At 62.7% G+C, this 16,334-nt stretch carries 17 protein-coding genes and 1 pseudogene; 12 read left to right on the forward strand and 6 right to left on the reverse strand.

Features of this window, described 5'->3' with window-relative positions; translation table 11 throughout:
- The first annotated feature begins 40 nt into the window (after positions 1–40).
- On the forward strand, positions 41–1,141 hold the full coding sequence (gene ribB, locus AC0L2A_RS00005; RefSeq protein ID WP_128245615.1) for a 3,4-dihydroxy-2-butanone-4-phosphate synthase: 1,101 nt from the start codon (positions 41–43) through the stop codon (positions 1,139–1,141).
- A 60-nt stretch (positions 1,142–1,201) separates the two neighbouring features.
- Here ribB and AC0L2A_RS00010 read toward each other — a convergent pair whose 3' ends face one another.
- Entirely contained in the window at positions 1,202–2,425 is a 1,224-nt protein-coding gene (locus AC0L2A_RS00010; RefSeq protein WP_473607062.1) for an MFS transporter, read from the reverse strand.
- Between the two features lie 119 nt (positions 2,426–2,544).
- Here AC0L2A_RS00010 and AC0L2A_RS00015 point away from each other — a divergent pair, with 119 nt between their 5' ends.
- The 6 genes from AC0L2A_RS00015 to dxs all read left to right on the forward strand — a co-directional run bounded on the left by AC0L2A_RS00015 (position 2,545) and on the right by dxs (position 8,010).
- A complete protein-coding gene (locus AC0L2A_RS00015) occupies positions 2,545–3,189 on the forward strand; it encodes a TetR/AcrR family transcriptional regulator (protein ID WP_473607063.1) in 645 nt (214 codons plus the stop codon).
- 181 nt (positions 3,190–3,370) lie between these two features.
- Positions 3,371–4,297 (forward strand): histone deacetylase family protein, encoded by a 927-nt coding sequence (locus AC0L2A_RS00020; protein WP_091596188.1) that lies wholly within the window; start codon positions 3,371–3,373, stop codon positions 4,295–4,297.
- 3 nt (positions 4,298–4,300) lie between these two features.
- On the forward strand, positions 4,301–4,552 hold the full coding sequence (locus AC0L2A_RS00025) for an exodeoxyribonuclease VII small subunit (RefSeq protein WP_023799340.1): 252 nt from the start codon (positions 4,301–4,303) through the stop codon (positions 4,550–4,552).
- A 110-nt stretch (positions 4,553–4,662) separates the two neighbouring features.
- Positions 4,663–4,929: a DUF2277 domain-containing protein gene (locus tag AC0L2A_RS00030; protein ID WP_023799339.1), complete on the forward strand. Its 267-nt coding sequence runs from the start codon at positions 4,663–4,665 to the stop codon at positions 4,927–4,929.
- A 10-nt stretch (positions 4,930–4,939) separates the two neighbouring features.
- Positions 4,940–5,860 carry a pirin family protein gene (locus tag AC0L2A_RS00035; protein WP_091596000.1) on the forward strand — a complete coding sequence of 307 codons (921 nt, stop codon included), beginning with the start codon at positions 4,940–4,942 and terminating at the stop codon, positions 5,858–5,860.
- Between the two features lie 209 nt (positions 5,861–6,069).
- Positions 6,070–8,010 carry a 1-deoxy-D-xylulose-5-phosphate synthase gene (dxs, locus tag AC0L2A_RS00040; RefSeq protein ID WP_473607064.1) on the forward strand — a complete coding sequence of 647 codons (1,941 nt, stop codon included), beginning with the start codon at positions 6,070–6,072 and terminating at the stop codon, positions 8,008–8,010.
- Between the two features lie 100 nt (positions 8,011–8,110).
- Here dxs and AC0L2A_RS00045 read toward each other — a convergent pair whose 3' ends face one another.
- Positions 8,111–8,971: a LysR family transcriptional regulator gene (locus AC0L2A_RS00045; protein WP_473607065.1), complete on the reverse strand. Its 861-nt coding sequence runs from the start codon at positions 8,969–8,971 to the stop codon at positions 8,111–8,113.
- A gap of 101 nt (positions 8,972–9,072) precedes the next feature.
- Here AC0L2A_RS00045 and AC0L2A_RS00050 point away from each other — a divergent pair, with 101 nt between their 5' ends.
- Positions 9,073–9,735, forward strand: a complete 663-nt coding sequence (locus AC0L2A_RS00050) for an FMN-dependent NADH-azoreductase (RefSeq protein ID WP_473607066.1) — start codon at positions 9,073–9,075, stop codon at positions 9,733–9,735.
- Positions 9,736–9,855: 120 nt separating this feature from the next.
- Here the strand turns inward: AC0L2A_RS00050 and AC0L2A_RS00055 are convergent, their stop codons facing one another.
- Positions 9,856–10,257: a GFA family protein gene (locus AC0L2A_RS00055; protein ID WP_023799334.1), complete on the reverse strand. Its 402-nt coding sequence runs from the start codon at positions 10,255–10,257 to the stop codon at positions 9,856–9,858.
- A gap of 173 nt (positions 10,258–10,430) precedes the next feature.
- Here AC0L2A_RS00055 and AC0L2A_RS00060 point away from each other — a divergent pair, with 173 nt between their 5' ends.
- The 4 genes from AC0L2A_RS00060 (at position 10,431) to AC0L2A_RS00075 (ending at position 13,419) form a co-directional block, all read left to right on the forward strand.
- Entirely contained in the window at positions 10,431–11,225 is a 795-nt protein-coding gene (locus tag AC0L2A_RS00060; protein WP_287172088.1) for a TlyA family RNA methyltransferase, read from the forward strand.
- A complete protein-coding gene (locus AC0L2A_RS00065) occupies positions 11,222–12,463 on the forward strand; it encodes a class I SAM-dependent RNA methyltransferase (protein WP_473607067.1) in 1,242 nt (413 codons plus the stop codon). Before AC0L2A_RS00060 ends, AC0L2A_RS00065 begins: the two co-directional genes overlap by 4 nt.
- An 85-nt stretch (positions 12,464–12,548) precedes the next feature.
- A complete protein-coding gene (locus AC0L2A_RS00070) occupies positions 12,549–12,920 on the forward strand; it encodes an antitoxin Xre/MbcA/ParS toxin-binding domain-containing protein (protein WP_023799331.1) in 372 nt (123 codons plus the stop codon).
- The gene (locus AC0L2A_RS00075; protein ID WP_473607306.1) at positions 12,886–13,419 is read left to right on the forward strand and encodes an RES family NAD+ phosphorylase; all 534 of its coding nucleotides are present in this window, start codon (positions 12,886–12,888) and stop codon (positions 13,417–13,419) included. The genes AC0L2A_RS00070 and AC0L2A_RS00075 overlap by 35 nt, the downstream gene beginning before the upstream one ends.
- A gap of 121 nt (positions 13,420–13,540) precedes the next feature.
- Here AC0L2A_RS00075 and AC0L2A_RS00080 read toward each other — a convergent pair.
- The 3 genes and pseudogenes from AC0L2A_RS00080 to AC0L2A_RS00090 all read right to left on the reverse strand — a co-directional run.
- Positions 13,541–13,801: pseudogene (locus tag AC0L2A_RS00080) on the reverse strand (AbrB/MazE/SpoVT family DNA-binding domain-containing protein); the annotation flags it as partial.
- Positions 13,802–13,844: 43 nt separating this feature from the next.
- A complete protein-coding gene (tldD, locus tag AC0L2A_RS00085) occupies positions 13,845–15,257 on the reverse strand; it encodes a metalloprotease TldD (RefSeq protein WP_473514692.1) in 1,413 nt (470 codons plus the stop codon).
- Between the two features lie 241 nt (positions 15,258–15,498).
- On the reverse strand, positions 15,499–16,089 hold the full coding sequence (locus AC0L2A_RS00090) for an invasion associated locus B family protein (protein ID WP_031254969.1): 591 nt from the start codon (positions 16,087–16,089) through the stop codon (positions 15,499–15,501).
- Positions 16,090–16,334 lie beyond the last annotated feature (245 nt).

Genomic DNA, 16,334 nt, shown 5'->3' on the forward strand with positions numbered 1-16,334 from the left:
TCCCCTACTCCCCTACTTCCGCGAGCGAAGCGAGCACCTTATGCCTTACGACCAGAAGAAGATCGTCGAAGCCCTGCGCGCCTTCGAGCGCGGCGAGATTGTCGTCGTCATGGACGATGACGGGCGCGAGAACGAGGGCGACCTGATCGTCGCCGCCGTCCATTGCACGCCGGAAAAGATGGCGTTCATCGTCCGCAATACCTCTGGTATCGTCTGCACGCCGATGCCGCGCGAGGAGGCCAAGCGCCTCAACCTGTCGCCGATGGTCGCCGACAATGACTCGGCCCACACCACCGCCTTCACCGTCAGCGTCGATTTCAAGCACGGCACCACGACGGGCATTTCGGCCGACGACCGCACATTGACCGTGCGCAACCTTGCCAACGGCAATGTCGGCGCCTCCGATTTCGTCCGCCCCGGCCACATCTTTCCGCTGATTGCGCGCGAAGGCGGTGTGCTGATGCGTTCGGGCCATACCGAAGCCGCGGTCGATTTGTGCAAGCTTGCCGGCCTGCCGCCGGTCGGTGTCATTTCCGAGCTGGTCAATGATGACGGCACCGTGATGCGCGGCCCGCAGGTGCAGGCCTTCGCCGAAAAGAACGGTTTGAAGCAGATTTCGGTCGCCGACCTCATCGCCTATCGCCAGCGTAAGGAAACGCTGGTCGAGCGTGTCGCCTGTTCGGAGATCGATACACCCGGCGGCAAGGCGCAGGTCTTCACCTACACGCTGCCCTGGGACTCGATGCACCATGTGGCGATCGTCTTCGGCGACATCCGCGACGGCGAGGAGGTGCCCGTGCGACTGCATTCCGAGGATGTTGTGACTGACGTCTTCGGCACCGGCCACAGGCTGGACGGCATCATGAAATCGATGGGCGAGCGCCGGCGCGGCGTCATCGTCTATCTGCGCGAAGGTTCCGTCGGCGTCGCCCATCAGGAGCGCAACCGGCCGGCCGCCGGCGACCGCGAGGACCATGAAGAGGCGCGCCGCCGCGAAAGCGAATGGCGCGAGATCGGCCTCGGCGCGCAAATCTTGAAGGATCTGGGCATTTCCTCGATCAACCTGATCGCCTCGCGCGAGCGCCACTATGTCGGCCTCGAAGGTTTCGGCATCCACATCGCCAAGACCGAGATTCTCTAGGACTGGTTTAGCGGATCGCCGGCATGCGTCCGGTCCCGCTTGGCACCGGACGCATGGAGACTATTCGGCAGCAACCGCGGCTGTTTCGCGCGCGGAGATGTCACTATCGCCCGTGGCAAGGCTGCGCTGGCCGGCGAGCACGGTGACCAGCGCGACAGTGCCCGCCGCCACCGACACCAGGAAGCCGCTCTGGGCACCGAAGGCGTCCACCACCCATCCGGCGGCAAAGGAGCCGAGCGCCATGCCGATGCCAATGCCGGTCATGACCCAAGTCACGCCCTCGGTCAGCATCGCCTCCGGCACGCGCCGCTCGATCAGGCCGAATGCCGTGATGAAGGTCGGCGAGATCGCCACACCGCTAACGAAGACAGCCAGCGCCAGAAGCGGCACCGTGTCTGCGACAAGCAACGGCAGCGTGGTGAGCGCGATGATGGCGATCGCGATGGCAAGCTGAATTTGCAGCGGTGTTTTCAGGTTCAGAGCGCCGAGGGCGATGCCGACGACGAACGATCCGAGGGCATAGACGCCGATGACGAGGCTGGCGGCGCCCGGCTGGCCGAGCTCCTTGGTGATTGCCACGGTGCTCACCTCCGTGGTTGCGAAGGTCGCGCCGATGAAGATCAGGGCCAAGGTGATGATTTGGACCGGCCGCAGGCGGATTGCCGATCCGCGCGAACCCTGGTCGACCGGTCGCACGCGCGGCTCGGTCGAGCGCTGCAGGATGAGGGCTGTCGAGCCGAAGGCGAGGAACAATGTGCTCGCCAGCATTCCCGCTTCCGGGAAAAGCGCGACGCTCAGGCCAACCGACAGCGAAGCCCCGGCGATGTAGACCAGCTCGTCCGCCGCCGATTCGAAGGCGAACGCCGTGTTCATCTCGGGGCGATCCCGGAAGAGCTCTGTCCAGCGCGCGCGCACCATCGCTGGGATGCTGGGCATAGCGGCGGCCAGCAGCGCTGACACGAACAGTGTCCATATCGGCAAGTCCTGATTGGCCGCCGCAATCAGCACCACGAAGGCGAGCACGGAAATGACAGTGGTGGGCGCCACAATCCGCGCCTGGCCGAGGCGGTCCACCAGTCGCGATATCTGCGGCGCGACAAAAGCATTGGCCAGCGCATATGTCGCAGAGACGGCGCCGGCCAGCCAGTACTCGCCGTGCGTCTGCGACAGCATCGCGACGATTCCGATCGGAGCCATGGCCATCGGCATCCGGGCGACGAAGCCGGCTGCAGCGAAGCCCTTGGCTCCCCTTGCCTTGAATATTTCGCGATAAGGATTGGGCATGGGAACACTCCTGGATTTTTGAGGCCGAGCCACTTATATACGTGGCGTATGCAAATCAGATAATGACATACGACGCGTATGTCAAATAATATACGAGACGTATGTGAAGGAATAAGCGAATGGGGCACAAACCACGCAAGGAGATGATCGCCGAAACCCGCGCCAAACTGGTCGCGGCGGCGCGCCATGCCTTTGGCACTGTCGGCTATGCCGAGGCCTCGATGGACGACTTCACCGCATCGGCCGGGCTGACGCGCGGCGCGCTTTATCATCACTTCGGCGACAAGAAGGGCCTTCTCCAGGCGGTCATCGCCGAGATCGACGCGGAGATGTTGGCCCGGTTGAAGATCGTCTCAGTCAGGGCGGACACTCTCTGGCAGGGCTTTGTCGACGAATGCACCGCCTATATCGAGATGGCGCTGGAGCCGGAGATCCAGCGTATTGTCCTTCGCGACGGACCGGCGGTGCTCGGCGATCCTTCGCAATGGCCGAGCCAGAACGAATGCATCCGCTCGATGAGCGAGAACCTTCAAAAGCTGAAGGACGAGGGAACCATCGTTGCCGTTGATCCCGAAGCCGCAGCAAGGCTGGTCAGCGGCGCCTCGCTACATGCCGCGCAGTGGATCGCAAATTCGGAAAATCCAGAAGCGACGTCGCAAAAGGCGGTGAAGGCGTTCAACGTGCTTTTGGAGGGACTGCTCAGGCAAGGCCGCAGCACTGGCCGTCCACAAGCACCGGCTGAGGTGGACAAATCGCCGGCCTGAGCCTGTATCAAGACCACCAAAGGCAAGGCGCGACCTCGAATGGGACGGCCGAAGTGCGCCTCTAGATTCGGGCAGCTCGCGCCGGACCCAACCAGCACCCAACGCCTAAACCCTGTTGAACGTCTGCCTTTGGCGGTTGCAAAACATGGTCAAAGCCGCCGGGCGCGCCTATATCGGGGGCATGGTCACAAGGCTTTATACCCACCCGATCTTTCTCGAGCATATAACGCCGCCCGGTCATCCGGAGCGGCCGGACCGCCTGCGCGCCATCGAGCGCGTGCTCGACGACGAGGTCTTTGCGGCCCTCGATCGTGCCGAGGCGCCGGAAGGCGACGAGGCCACCATCCTCTACGCACACCCGCAGGAATTCGTCGAACGGGTCCGCGCTATGATACCGGACATCGGTATCGCTCGTGTTGACGCCGACACCACCGCCAGTCCGAAAAGCTGGCAGGCGGCCGTGACGGCGATCGGCGCTGCCAACGCCGCCGTCGACGATGTCTTTCGGGGCGACGTGGCCAATGTCTTTGTCGCCGCCCGGCCGCCCGGCCACCACGCCGAAAAGGCCACGTCCATGGGCTTTTGCCTGTTCAATACCGCGGCGATCGCGGCGCGTTACGCGCAAAGGCAACACCAGGCCGAGCGTGTTGCCATCGTCGACTGGGACGTCCACCACGGCAATGGCACGCAGGATATTTTCTGGGACGATCCGTCGGTGCTCTATTGCTCGACGCACCAGATGCCACTTTACCCGGGGACCGGGGCGGTGAGCGAAACCGGCGCCGGCAACATCGTCAACGCGCCGCTGGCGCCGCAGACCGGCAGCGAGGTTTTCCGCGACGCTTTCCTGTCGCGGATCTTGCCGGCGCTCGACAATTTCGCGCCCGACCTCATCATCATTTCCGCCGGCTTCGACGCGCACCACCGCGATCCGCTGGCCGAGATCAATCTGACCGAGGACGATTTCGACTGGGCAACCGGCCAGTTGATGCAGCGCGCCGGTCGCCACAGCGACAACCGGCTCGTCAGCCTGCTCGAGGGCGGCTACGATCTGCAGGGATTGGCATTTTCGGTCGCCGCCCATGTCGGGCGACTGATGAAAGGATAGACGATGGCTGGTGAGAGCAACGAAGACGTCAAGGCGATGAGCTTCGAGCAGGCGCTCGACGCGCTGGAGAAAATCGTCGATGATCTGGAGCGCGGCGACGTGCCGCTCGACCAGTCGATCCGCATCTATGAGCGCGGCGAGGCGCTAAAACTCCATTGCGACCGGCTGCTCAAGGCGGCCGAGGACAAGGTCGAGAAGATCAGGCTTTCGCGCGACGGCAAGCCGGTGGGGACCGAGCCGCTGGATGCGGAGTAAGCCACGGTCTTGAAAGACAATTTCGCCGTTCGGCTTTTCGACATGATCATGATTGAGAATAATACTCATCCCGCTTGAAACGGCTCCAGGACGAGAGGAGATTGCGAACGATGTGCAGAAACATCAAGACACTGTTCAATTTCGATCCGCCGGCAACCGATGACGAGGTCCGCGATGCCGCACTTCAGTTTGTGCGCAAGCTGAGCGGAACGACACGGCCGTCGAAACAGAACCAGCATGCGTTCGACCACGCCGTCGAGGCCATAGCCGCGTCTGCGCGCGAATTGCTGGACAGCCTCGAGACGACACAGCATCCGCGCAATCGCGACGAGGTGGCGGCCAAGGCGAAAGCCAGGTCTGCACTCCGCTTCGCCTGAGGAAGACCGCATGAGCTTTTTTCCCGGAAACGACCCTCTGCCCGGTGACGCCTTCGCCAGCGACCAGATCGAACTGATGGTTATTCCGAACGCCAAGGACATTGGCGGCTTTCAGGTTCGCCGTGCCTTGCCGACCGCCAGGCGTCGGCTGGTCGGTCCCTTCATCTTCTTCGATCGCATGGGACCGGCGATTTTGCGGGCCGGCCAGGCGCTCGATGTCCGCCCGCATCCCCATATCGGCCTGTCGACGGTCACTTACCTGTTCGACGGCAAGATCAGGCATCGCGATTCGCTCGGCACCGAAATGGTCATCCAGCCCGGCGACATAAATTTGATGACCGCCGGTCGCGGCATCGTCCATTCCGAGCGTACGCCGCAGGAACTGCGCGGTGCGCCGATGTCGGTTTCCGGCCTGCAGACATGGCTGGCGCTGCCGGACGATAAGGAGGAGGTCGACCCGATCTTCGAGAATACCGCGGCCATGCGTCTGCCCGAGATCGACGCTGAAGGCGTCAGCGGACGCGTTGTCATTGGCGCGTTTTCCGGGTTGCGGTCACCGGTCGTGACCGCTTCGGACACGCTCTATGCAGACCTCAGCCTGGCGCCCGGCGCCAGCGTGAAAATCCCAGCCGATGCCGAGGAGCGCGCCATCTATACGTTGGAAGGCGAGGTATCGATCTCCGGTGACCGCTTTCCAGCAGAGCGGCTGCTGGTGTTCCGGCCCGGCGACGAGATCGTCGTGTCGTCGGAGGGGGGAGCGCATTTCATGCTGTTCGGCGGCGCCTCGCTCGGCTCCAAGCGCTACATCTGGTGGAATTTCGTATCTTCGTCGAAGGAACGCATCGAACAGGCGAAAGAAGAATGGAAGACAGGCCGTTTCGATATCGTTCCGGGGGATGAAGAAGAGTTCATTCCGCTGCCGGACAATTAATGCATGTCGCGCAAACGTGTGCAGCGGTTTTGCGATAACGACATGCATAAAACAACAACCTAAAGCGCGTCGCGTGAGGTCGGTCGAACGCGACGCGCTTTAGAGCGCCGCGCGTCCTTTTTGACGCGTAAACGAAACCCTAACAGTTTGAAGCTATGCCGCGTCACTCGCACGCATTTACATTCGCCGGCCAGCAGCCTATTTCGCAGATGAATAAAAAGCAGGCCCCAGCACCAGTGAACGCAAAGCTCCATACGCCACTTCTCGACAAGGTCCGCATCCCGGCCGACCTCAGGGCGCTTGACGAACGTGCTCTGCCGCAATTGGCATCGGAGCTTCGCACCGAGTTGATCGACGCCGTGTCCCACACCGGCGGACATCTCGGTGCTGGCCTTGGCGTGGTCGAACTGACGGTGGCGTTGCACTATGTCTTCAACACGCCAGACGACCGGTTGATCTGGGACGTCGGCCACCAGGCCTATCCGCACAAGATCCTGACCGGCCGCCGCGACCGTATCCGCACGCTGCGGCAAGAGGGCGGCCTGTCCGGTTTCACCCAGCGCGCCGAGAGCGAATACGATCCGTTCGGCGCCGCCCACTCCTCGACCTCGATTTCCGCCGGCCTCGGCATGGCAATGGCACGCGATCTCTCCGGGGGCCGCAACAATGTCATTGCCGTTATCGGCGACGGCGCCATGTCGGCCGGCATGGCCTATGAGGCGATGAACAATGCCGGCGCGCTCGATGCCCGGCTGATCGTCATCCTCAACGACAACGACATGTCGATCGCTCCGCCGACCGGGGCGATGAGCGCCTATCTGGCCCGCCTGGCGTCGGGCAAGGCCTATCTGGGCTTGCGCGATTTCGGAAAGAAGCTGACCTCCTATCTCGGCGAGCGCGCCGATCGCGCCATCAAGCGGGCGGTCGAGCATGCGCGCGGTTACGTCACCGGCGGCACGCTGTTCGAGGAAATGGGTTTTTATCACATCGGCCCGATCGACGGTCACAATCTCGAGCACCTGATCCCGGTGCTGAAGAACGTCCGCGACAATGCCGACGGTCCGGTGCTGATCCACGTCGTGACCCAGAAGGGCAAGGGCTATGGACCGGCCGAGGCGGCCGCCGACAAATATCATGGCGTCAACAAATTCGACGTCATCACCGGCGCGCAGGCCAAGGCGCCGGCCAACGCGCCGAGCTACACGAAAGTCTTTGCCGACAGCCTGATCCAGGAAGGCCGCGAAGATGATCGCATCGTCGCCATCACCGCCGCCATGCCGAACGGCACCGGCCTCGACCTCTTCGGCGAGGCGTTCCCGGCGAGGACTTTTGATGTCGGTATCGCCGAGCAACATGCGGTGACTTTTGCCGCAGGCCTTGCCACCGAAGGCTTCAAGCCTTTCGCGGCGATCTATTCGACCTTCCTGCAGCGTGCCTATGACCAGGTCGTCCACGACGTGGCGATCCAGAAACTGCCGGTGCGCTTCCCGATCGATCGCGCCGGCTTCGTCGGGGCCGACGGGGCGACCCATTGCGGCGCCTTCGACACGACTTTTTTGGCGACGCTGCCCGGTTTCGTCGTCATGGCCGCGGCAGATGAGGCGGAACTGCGACACATGGTGCGCACGGCGGCAAGCTACGATGACGGCCCCATCGCCTTCCGCTACCCGCGCGGCAACGGCGTCGGCGTCGACCTGCCGGAGCGTGGCTCGGTTCTCGAAATCGGCAAGGGCCGTATCGTCAGGGAGGGCACCAAGGTTGCGCTGCTTTCCTTCGGCACGCGGCTGCAGGATTGCCTGGCTGCGGCCGAGGAACTCGGCGCGGCAGGGCTTTCCACCACGGTCGCCGATGCTCGTTTCGCCAAGCCGCTCGACGAGGACCTGATCCGGCGCCTGGCCCGTTCGCACGAAGTGTTGGTGACAGTGGAAGAGGGCGCGGTCGGCGGCTTCGCCAGCCACGTGCTGCAATTCCTGGCCCATGAAGGGCTGCTGGAAAACGGCCTGAAGGTACGCCCGCTTGTGTTGCCTGACAGCTTCGTCGATCACGCCAAGCCCGAAAAGATGTATGCCGACGCCGGGCTAGATGCCGCCGGCATCGTGCGCACCGTCTTTGTGGCGCTGGGACGCACCGCCAGCGCGCAAAGCGCCTGAATCAAAATCTCAACGGCTTGCATCAGTTTGCCGACCGGCGGTCGTAACTGACTGTTTGCGTTGTCATTTGGCATTCGCCTACGCAAGCGTTTGTGCGAGTTCAGGATCCGCCAGCGTGCCTTCGGGGAACGGCGTTCATGATGGCCTCCGCCAGTTCTTCGAGGACGGAAGTATCGCCTTTCGATGCGGCAAATAGCCTGAACTGCGCTTCTGGCAACTCCGGCAGGCCGTAGCTTTCGGGTACCCTGACCAAGCCGTTTCTCAGCTGACTGACTGTCATCGGCGCTACAGCGAAGCCTGAGATGGCAGCCGCCCTCAGGCTGGCGTTGCTGGCGCAGATCATCACCGTGCGCTGGCTGATCCCGGCCTTGGCAAGCCGTTCAAGGGCAACTTCCCTGTAGGGGCAAGGTTCCGGCAACACAGCCAATGGCAGCGGGTCGGGAAGATCCACGCCGGTATGATCCGCCCACGCCCAGACAAGAGGCTCGCGCCACAGGAGGCGCCCCATCTCCTCACCCTCACACTGTGATCCGAGCACCAGTTCGATATTGCCCTCCTTCATCTTCGCGAGCAGCGCACCCGGAATCCCGACCTGCACCTCGACCTGCAATCCGCGGCGATCGGCGCCGAATGCCTGCAAGGCGCGAAGAATTGGGACCTGTGCGAAGTCTTCCGAGAGGCCGACGCGAACTCTGCCGTGAAAGGGTGCCTGCGTCAGATCGGCCAAAGCATCCCGGTTAAGGGCGAGCATCGCCCTTGCATAGGCGAGCAGGCGCTCGCCATCGTGTGTCATCTCCAGCGAGCGCGTCGTCCTTCTGAGTAATGGCTTTCCGACCTGCTCTTCGAGACGGCGCAGGTGCCCACTGACGGCCGACTGCGTAAGGTTCAGTCGCGCTGCTGCCCGACTGAAGCCGCCTTCGTCGAACACGGCGACGAACGTCCTGAGCAGGACCAATTCCAACATATATTCTGATCCATGATGAATATTGTCGATAATCTCAATTTTTATATCGAATTAAAATATGACGCAATGCGGTTCGTCACAATGAGCAAGGATGATCCATGACCAAGCTGCTGCATATCGTTTCCTCGCCTCGCAAAGAGCGTTCCGCCTCGCGTGAGGTCGCCGAGGCCTTTGTCCAAAGCTGTCGTGCTCGGCGACCCGACCTGGCGGTTTCAACGCTCGACCTATGGGATGTCGACCTCCCCGAATTCGGTGAAGACGCGATGTTGGCCAAATATGCGGGGCTAAGCGGCACGCCGCTTACCCTCTCTCAACAGCAGGCATGGGACACTTTGCAGGAATTGGCGCAACAACTGCACTGGGCGGATATTGTCCTGCTGTCGACGCCGCTGTGGAATTTCAGCATTCCCTACAAGCTCAAGCACTTCATCGACCTGGTATCGCAGAAGGACATTCTTTTCTCGTTCGACCCTGAACACGGGTTCGCAGGACTGCTCCGGGATAAGACCGCCGTGGTCGTCCATGCGCGAGGTCTCGACTATGCGGCGCAATCCATCACGCCGGCACAGCGCTTCGACTTTCAGAAACCCTATGTAGAAGCGTGGTTGCGCTTCATCGGTATCGAAGATGTCCGCAGTCTAATCATCCAGAAAACCCTCTTTGGACCCGATATTGACCATGCGGCTCGCCAGGATGCACGGGAGGCCGCGTTACAGCTGGCGGAAGACCTGCTGTCGCAGACAACAGAGGCGATTGCATGATTACGAAGCGCTTGCTGCGGACAAGAAGGGCGGCTCTGGAGACTCGCCGGGAAGGTCGCCTTATGGTGCGACGGAGCACCCTCGGTTCAAGCCCGAGGGCATTTTTTCGCGCGACATGCACTAAAACCACATATCGCGCACGCAGCGACCATCGCGCGGCAGGTCCTCGAATGTGTGGAGACCATCGAAATGGTCGATTGGCAAGTCGGCGACGGTGTCAGGCGGCGCAAGCCTCACATTGACGGCGATCCGAGTGCGACCGGCGGCACTGGCGCGCAAACCACGCCAGGCCAGCACACAGGCGCATGTCGGACAGAACAGGATCTCGAGCGACGGGGCATCCTTTCCGGAGCGCGTATAAGCACTTGTCGGTCCCGCAAGACGGATGCGTTCGTCGACATAATCGTAAGCCCACAGCGCGCCATAGCGGCGGCAAAGCGTGCAGTTGCAGGCTGTGATCGAGCCGGGATCGCCTTCCAAAATCCAGTGGGCCGCGCCACAATGGCAGGTTCCGGTCAGCATTCGTCCTCCTCACCTTCTGGCAGCAACACGAGCATTGTTCCCAACATTGTGCCGGACCCAGTGCGATATTCAACAGTTTGTGGCGCGGCCTGATGCGCTCGCCGCTTTGGCAAGATGTTCGTTGTCTTCCCCAATATCCTTGCCTTCGTGACAGGCTTTCGCCATGAAGGCCGATGAACTCCCGTTTGCCAGCCAGCACACGCCAGCGGCTCGACGAACTCCTCGTCGCGCGCGGCCTGTTTCCCAGCCGCTCTCGCGCCCGCGACGCGGTCGAGCGCGGCACCGTGATGGTTGACGGCGTCATCGCCCGCAAGCCCGGCCAGACCGTCCGGGCTGATTGCCTCATAGAAGTCGATGATCCGGCGCAGGGCTATGTGTCCCGTGCTGCGCTGAAGCTGATCGCCGGGCTCGACTATTTCGACCTCGATCCAGCCGGCAGCGAAGCGCTCGACGTCGGCGCCTCGACCGGAGGCTTCACTCAAGTGCTGCTCGGACGCGGCGCGGCGCATGTCACGGCGATCGATGTTGGGCATGGCCAGATACATCCGGATATCGCCGGCGATCCGCGTGTAACTGTTATCGAGGGATTGAACGCCCGTGATCTTTCGACCGCCGATCTTGCCGATCGAATTCCAGATTTTATCGTCTCCGACGTCAGCTTCATCTCGTTGAAACTGGCGCTGCCGCCGGCGCTCGCCATTGCCAGGAGCGGCGCCAAAGCAATATTTCTGGTCAAGCCGCAATTCGAGGCGGGCCGCGAGGCGATCGGCAAGGGCGGCTTGCTGAAAGACCCATACGATGCCGCGCGGGTCGCCGGCCTGCTGCAGGATTGGCTGGACGGCGTCCCCGGCTGGCGCTCGCTCGGACTGCATCTGTCGCCGATCGAAGGCGGCGACGGCAACCGCGAGTTCCTGCTCGCCGGGATCAAGGACGCCGGTATCGAGAACAGGGGGATCGGAGGCCGATGACCGCGCGCTTCACGATCACACGGCTGGGCTCCCAGGGCGACGGCATCGCCGAAACCGAAACCGGCGAGCTTTTCATTCCGTTCACGCTGCCCGGTGAAACCGTCACCGCCGCGCGCGAAAAGGACCGCGCCATGCTGATGTCGGTGCTGGAGACTTCGCCGCTTCGCATCGACCCTGCCTGTCGGCATTTCACCGAATGCGGCGGCTGCGCCATCCAGCATCTCGAGGCCGAAGCCTATCTTCGGTGGAAGCGCGACAAGGTGGCGCATGCGCTCAACAGCAAGGGCATCAGTTGCGACATTGACGCGCTGGTGCCGTGCGCGCCGCAGACGCGCCGGCGCGTCGTGTTCACCGCCCGGCGGAGCGAGGCCGGCATGCTGCTCGGCTTCGTTCGGGCGCTGTCGTCCGAAATCATTTCCATTGAGGAATGCTCGATCTCGCTGCCCGAGATCGTCGCAAAGCTCGACCGTCTGAGAGCACTCGCCGAACTGGTTTGCGCAACGACGAAATCGTTCCGCATGACGGTCACGGCGACCGGTTCCGGCCTCGATGTCGCGGTTCACGAGTCCGGCAAGCTCGGCGAGAACCAGCGCCGCGTCGCCTCCAATTTCGTCATCGCCCAGGGGCTGGCCAGGCTTTCGATCGATGGCGAGATCATCATCGAGCCCAAAAAGCCGGTTGTCACGTTCGGCAGCGTCGCCGTCGCGGTGCCGCCGGGCGCCTTCCTGCAGGCGACCGAGGCTGCCGAGCAGGCGATGGCCGACATCGTCGGCCGGCACCTCGCGCGCACCAAAAAGGTCGCCGACCTCTTCGCCGGCTGCGGCAGCTTCGCGCTGCGCCTCGCCGCCAGGTCGGAGGTCCATGCGGTGGAGGGGGATGCGGCAGCGCTTTCGGCGCTCGACCGGGCATTCCGTTTCGCCAGTGGTCTGAAGCGGGTGACCAGCGAACGCCGCGACCTGTTCCGGCGGCCGCTCACGTTCAAGGAACTGAATGCCTTCGACGGCGTCGTCTTCGATCCGCCCCGCGCCGGCGCCGAAGACCAGTCGAAGCAGATTGCCCGTTCCGACGTGCCGCTGGTCGTCGCGGTTTCCTGCAATCCGGTTACGCTGGCGCGCGACTTGCGCATCCTCGTCGATGGCGGCTACGCCCTGAAAAGCGTGACGCCGATCGACCAGTTCCTGTGGTCGCCGCATGTTGAGGCCGTCGCGCTTCTGGAGAAGCCGAAGCGAAGGCGGTAGCGAGTCCGCACTTGTTGAGCTTGAATTTCGCGTAAAATGAGCATACTTTGAACGTGTTCTGTTCAAAATGTGCTAGGAACCTGTTATGATTACCGCAGCTCTCGATATCAGAGCATCGCGCTTTGGCGACGAGCGGACGCCATTTCTTTCGGCAAGACGGGTGGCTGAACTGCTGGGTGTCAATCTGACCGAACTGGCGGGCCTGATCGGCGTCGCGCGCAATACGCTTGCCGCCAAGACCGGCGCGCGCAAGGTCGACGCCGCATTGAGTCCGATTGTCCGTATCCTTGCGATGGCAGGCGAGATGGCCGGCGATGAACAGCGTGCGGCGATCTGGTTCAAGCATCAGCCGATCCCCGGCTGGGCGGGAAAGACCGCCTACGATCTCGTTCGAGAGGGCAAGACGGACAAGGTGCTTGCCTATCTGGAGGCAGTCCGCTCCGGCATCTATGCCTGAAAACAGACTGAGCCTATGGCGCGCCTTCGTGCCGCGTTGGGCGCATCTGCCGCTTTCCGGCGAAGGAGCAGCCCGCTTTGGCGGTCGCTGGAATCCAGTGGGCGCCACGACGATCTATGCGGCGGGCGAGTTGTCCACTGCCTGGGCGGAGTACAATCAGGGCTTTGTCCAGCATCCGGCGCTGATTGCGCAACTCGCACTTTCAGGCGCGCGCCTGGCCGACCTTACGGACGCTGATGTGCTGACCAGGCTCGGCGTAACGGCGGACATTCACCGATGTGAATGGCGCGACATCATGGATCAGGGCCTTGTGCCTGAGACGCATACGCTGAGAGATCGCCTGATTGCCGATGGGCAGCATGGCGTGATCTACCCGTCCTTCATGTCGCCCGGCGGCACATGCGTGGCGCTGTGGCGATGGAACGAGAGCAACACACCCCGTCTGAAGGTCATCGATCCCGACCATCGCTTGCCGAAAACGGTGGCTTCATGGCTTTAATGCATGTCGCGCAAACGTGTGAAGCGGTTTTGCGATAACGACATGCATAAAACAACACCCTAAAGCGCGTCGCATGAGGCCGGTCAAACGCGACGCGCTTTAGGGGCAGTTCGAGCCGGCCGCGCCGCCGCGCTTCGGCCAGCACACCCGCGTCCATTTCTTCCAACGTCTTCGGCCTGTCTCTATGGGGCAGGGATCCAAACACGTCTTCTGGCCGTGTCTCGGCGAAGACTGGCGCAGGCTTCAGTAGCACGCCCTCCGGAGTATCTTCGACCAGAAGACGTGTGCCGGCGTCCCATTCCCTCCGCTTGCGGATCGCGCTGGGCAGGGTGACCTGCCCCTTGGTCGAGACAGTGGTTACGAGTCTTTCCGGGTTGGCCATCGCGGCGCATCCTCTGAATGTAAGACAAAAACCGCAGCTTCTATCAAACCCGCGTTCCGCCAACCGTCATCTGGTTCATCCTGAGGTGCGGCTGGCCAACGCCGACCGGCACGCCCTGGCCGGCCTTGCCGCACATGCCGATGCCGGTGTCGAGCTTCATGTCGTTGCCGATCATCGCAACCCGATGCATGGCATCCGGCCCATTGCCGATCAGCATGGCGCCCTTGATCGGCTGCGTCACCTTGCCGTTCTCGATCATGTAGGCCTCGGTGCAGCCGAACACGAATTTTCCCGAGGTGATGTCGACCTGGCCGCCGCCGAAGGAGACGGCATAGATGCCGTTCTTGACCGAGGCGATGATTTCGTCCGGCTCCATGTCTCCTGAAGTCATATAGGTGTTGGTCATGCGCGGCATCGGCTGGTGCGCGTAGCCTTCGCGCCGTCCGTTGCCGGTGGCGTTCATGCCCATCAGCCGGGCGTTCTGGCGATCCTGCATATAGCCGACAAGCTTGCCGTCGTCGATCAGCACATTGCGGGCCGACGGCGTGCCTTCATCGTCGACGGTCAGCGAGCCGCGCCGCTCGGCCATGGTGCCGTCGTCGACGACGGTGACACCTTTTGCTGCCACCTGCTGGCCCATCAGCCCGGCGAAGGCCGATGTCTTCTTGCGGTTGAAGTCGCCTTCCAGCCCGTGGCCGACGGCCTCGTGCAGCATGACGCCCGGCCAGCCGCTGGACAGCACGATGTCAAAGGTGCCGGCCGGCGCCGGAATGGCCTCGAGGTTGACCAGCGCTTGCCGCAGCGCCTCCTTGGCGGCGTGTTTCCAGCTGTCCTCGACCAGGAATTCGCCAAACCCTTTGCGTCCGCCCATGCCGAAGGAGCCGCTCTCCTGGCGGTCGCCGTTGCCTACCACCACCGACACGTTGATCCTGACCAGCGGGCGGATGTCGCGCACCATCTGGCCGTCGGCACGCACGATCTCGACATGCTGCCAGGAGGCGGCGAGCGACGCCGTCACCTGCCGCACGCGCGAATCCTCGGCTCGCAGCCACGCATCGATTTCCTGAAGGAGCTTGGCCTTGGCCTCGAAGGAGGGCGAGGGGATCGGGTTGTCGTCGCCATAGAGATGGCGGTTGGTGCGGGCGGGAGCCGCAGCAAGCGTGCCGGAATAGCCGCTCTTGACGGTTGACACAGCGTCGGCCGCGCGCAGCAGCGATGCTTCCGAAAGATCGCTGGAATGCGCGTAGCCGCTCGCTTCGCCGGCGACCGCGCGCAGGCCAAAGCCTTGGTCCGTGTTGAAATTGGCGGTCTTCAGCCGGCCATTGTCGAACATCAGCGCTTCGCTCTCGCTGTATTCGAGGAACAACTCGCCGTCGTCGGCGCCGTTGATGGTCTCGGCGACGATCTGCTTGATGCGATCGTCGGAAATGTCGAATTGGCCGATCAGGCTGTTCATGGCGCGGTCCGTCCGTGGAAAGAGATTGTCCTCACGATGTAGGCGCGAAGGTGCGCCCAGACAATCGGCAATGACCATTGTCTGTACATGACCCCGAAAATCGGAATCGATTTTCGGAAAGGATCATGCGCAAAATCGAAGCGCTGCAGCGTCCTTTGCGCGCCCTTGAATGCGCGGCGCTGTAGCCAAAGGCGGTCACAATCTCATTTTCGTCAGCAGGGTTTTGGGCCTCGCGCCCGTCTCAAGGCAGCGCGGCGAAACCGTCGGCGAAACCCTTGAGCTCGACCGGAATGCCGATGCCTTCCTCCGGCGTCTGGAAGACGATGAAGGTGGCCGACGTTCCGGTTTTCAGCGTGTCGAGCAGCGGCTTTTCGAGAATGACCTCGGCATAGCAGCCGTCCTGGAAGCAGCGCACGAAATAGGCCCGGCCGATGTCCTTGCCGTCGACATTGAGGCCGAGCCCGTTGGGCAGCAGCACGCCGAGCGGCGCCAGCACGCGCAGGATTTCGGCCTTGTTGTCGGCGGTGCGCAGCACGACGACGGAAAGCCCCATCTCGGGACGGTCTTCGGCGACGACGTTCTGCATCATCACGCATTGTTCCGAGGTGGCGCCAGCCGGCGTGTCGCAGATGATCGACCATGCGCCATGCGTCGTCCGCACCTTGCCGCTTGGCTGCGCGGCATTGGCCTGGCTGACGCCAAACGAGCCAACATAGGACAGGCCGATCCCGGACAGACCAACGCCAGATAGGCCAACGCTACACACGGCAGCGAGAAGGATGGCCTTTGCCAAGCTTCTAGAAAGCCCAAGTCCCCAAAGCCAAGAGTTCATGACGGCTCCATTGCGAATCACGGCACTTTAAGCCGCGCCAAGGGCAAGTAAAGGATGAGACCACTGCCGGCCTGCCTCGACCAAGGCAATTGTGCGCTTTTCCGTGCCAAATTCGCCCGAATTGCGACGGCCCGGCGCATTTTGCCGGGACACTCCGCCGCTCGGGCATTCGCGGGTCCGACACCGCCGCGGCCGCCGCCACAAGGCGCAGCCGCGCTTGCGCGCAAAAATGCCGCACGGTTTCC

Source organism: Mesorhizobium sp. WSM4844, from assembly GCF_055811775.1.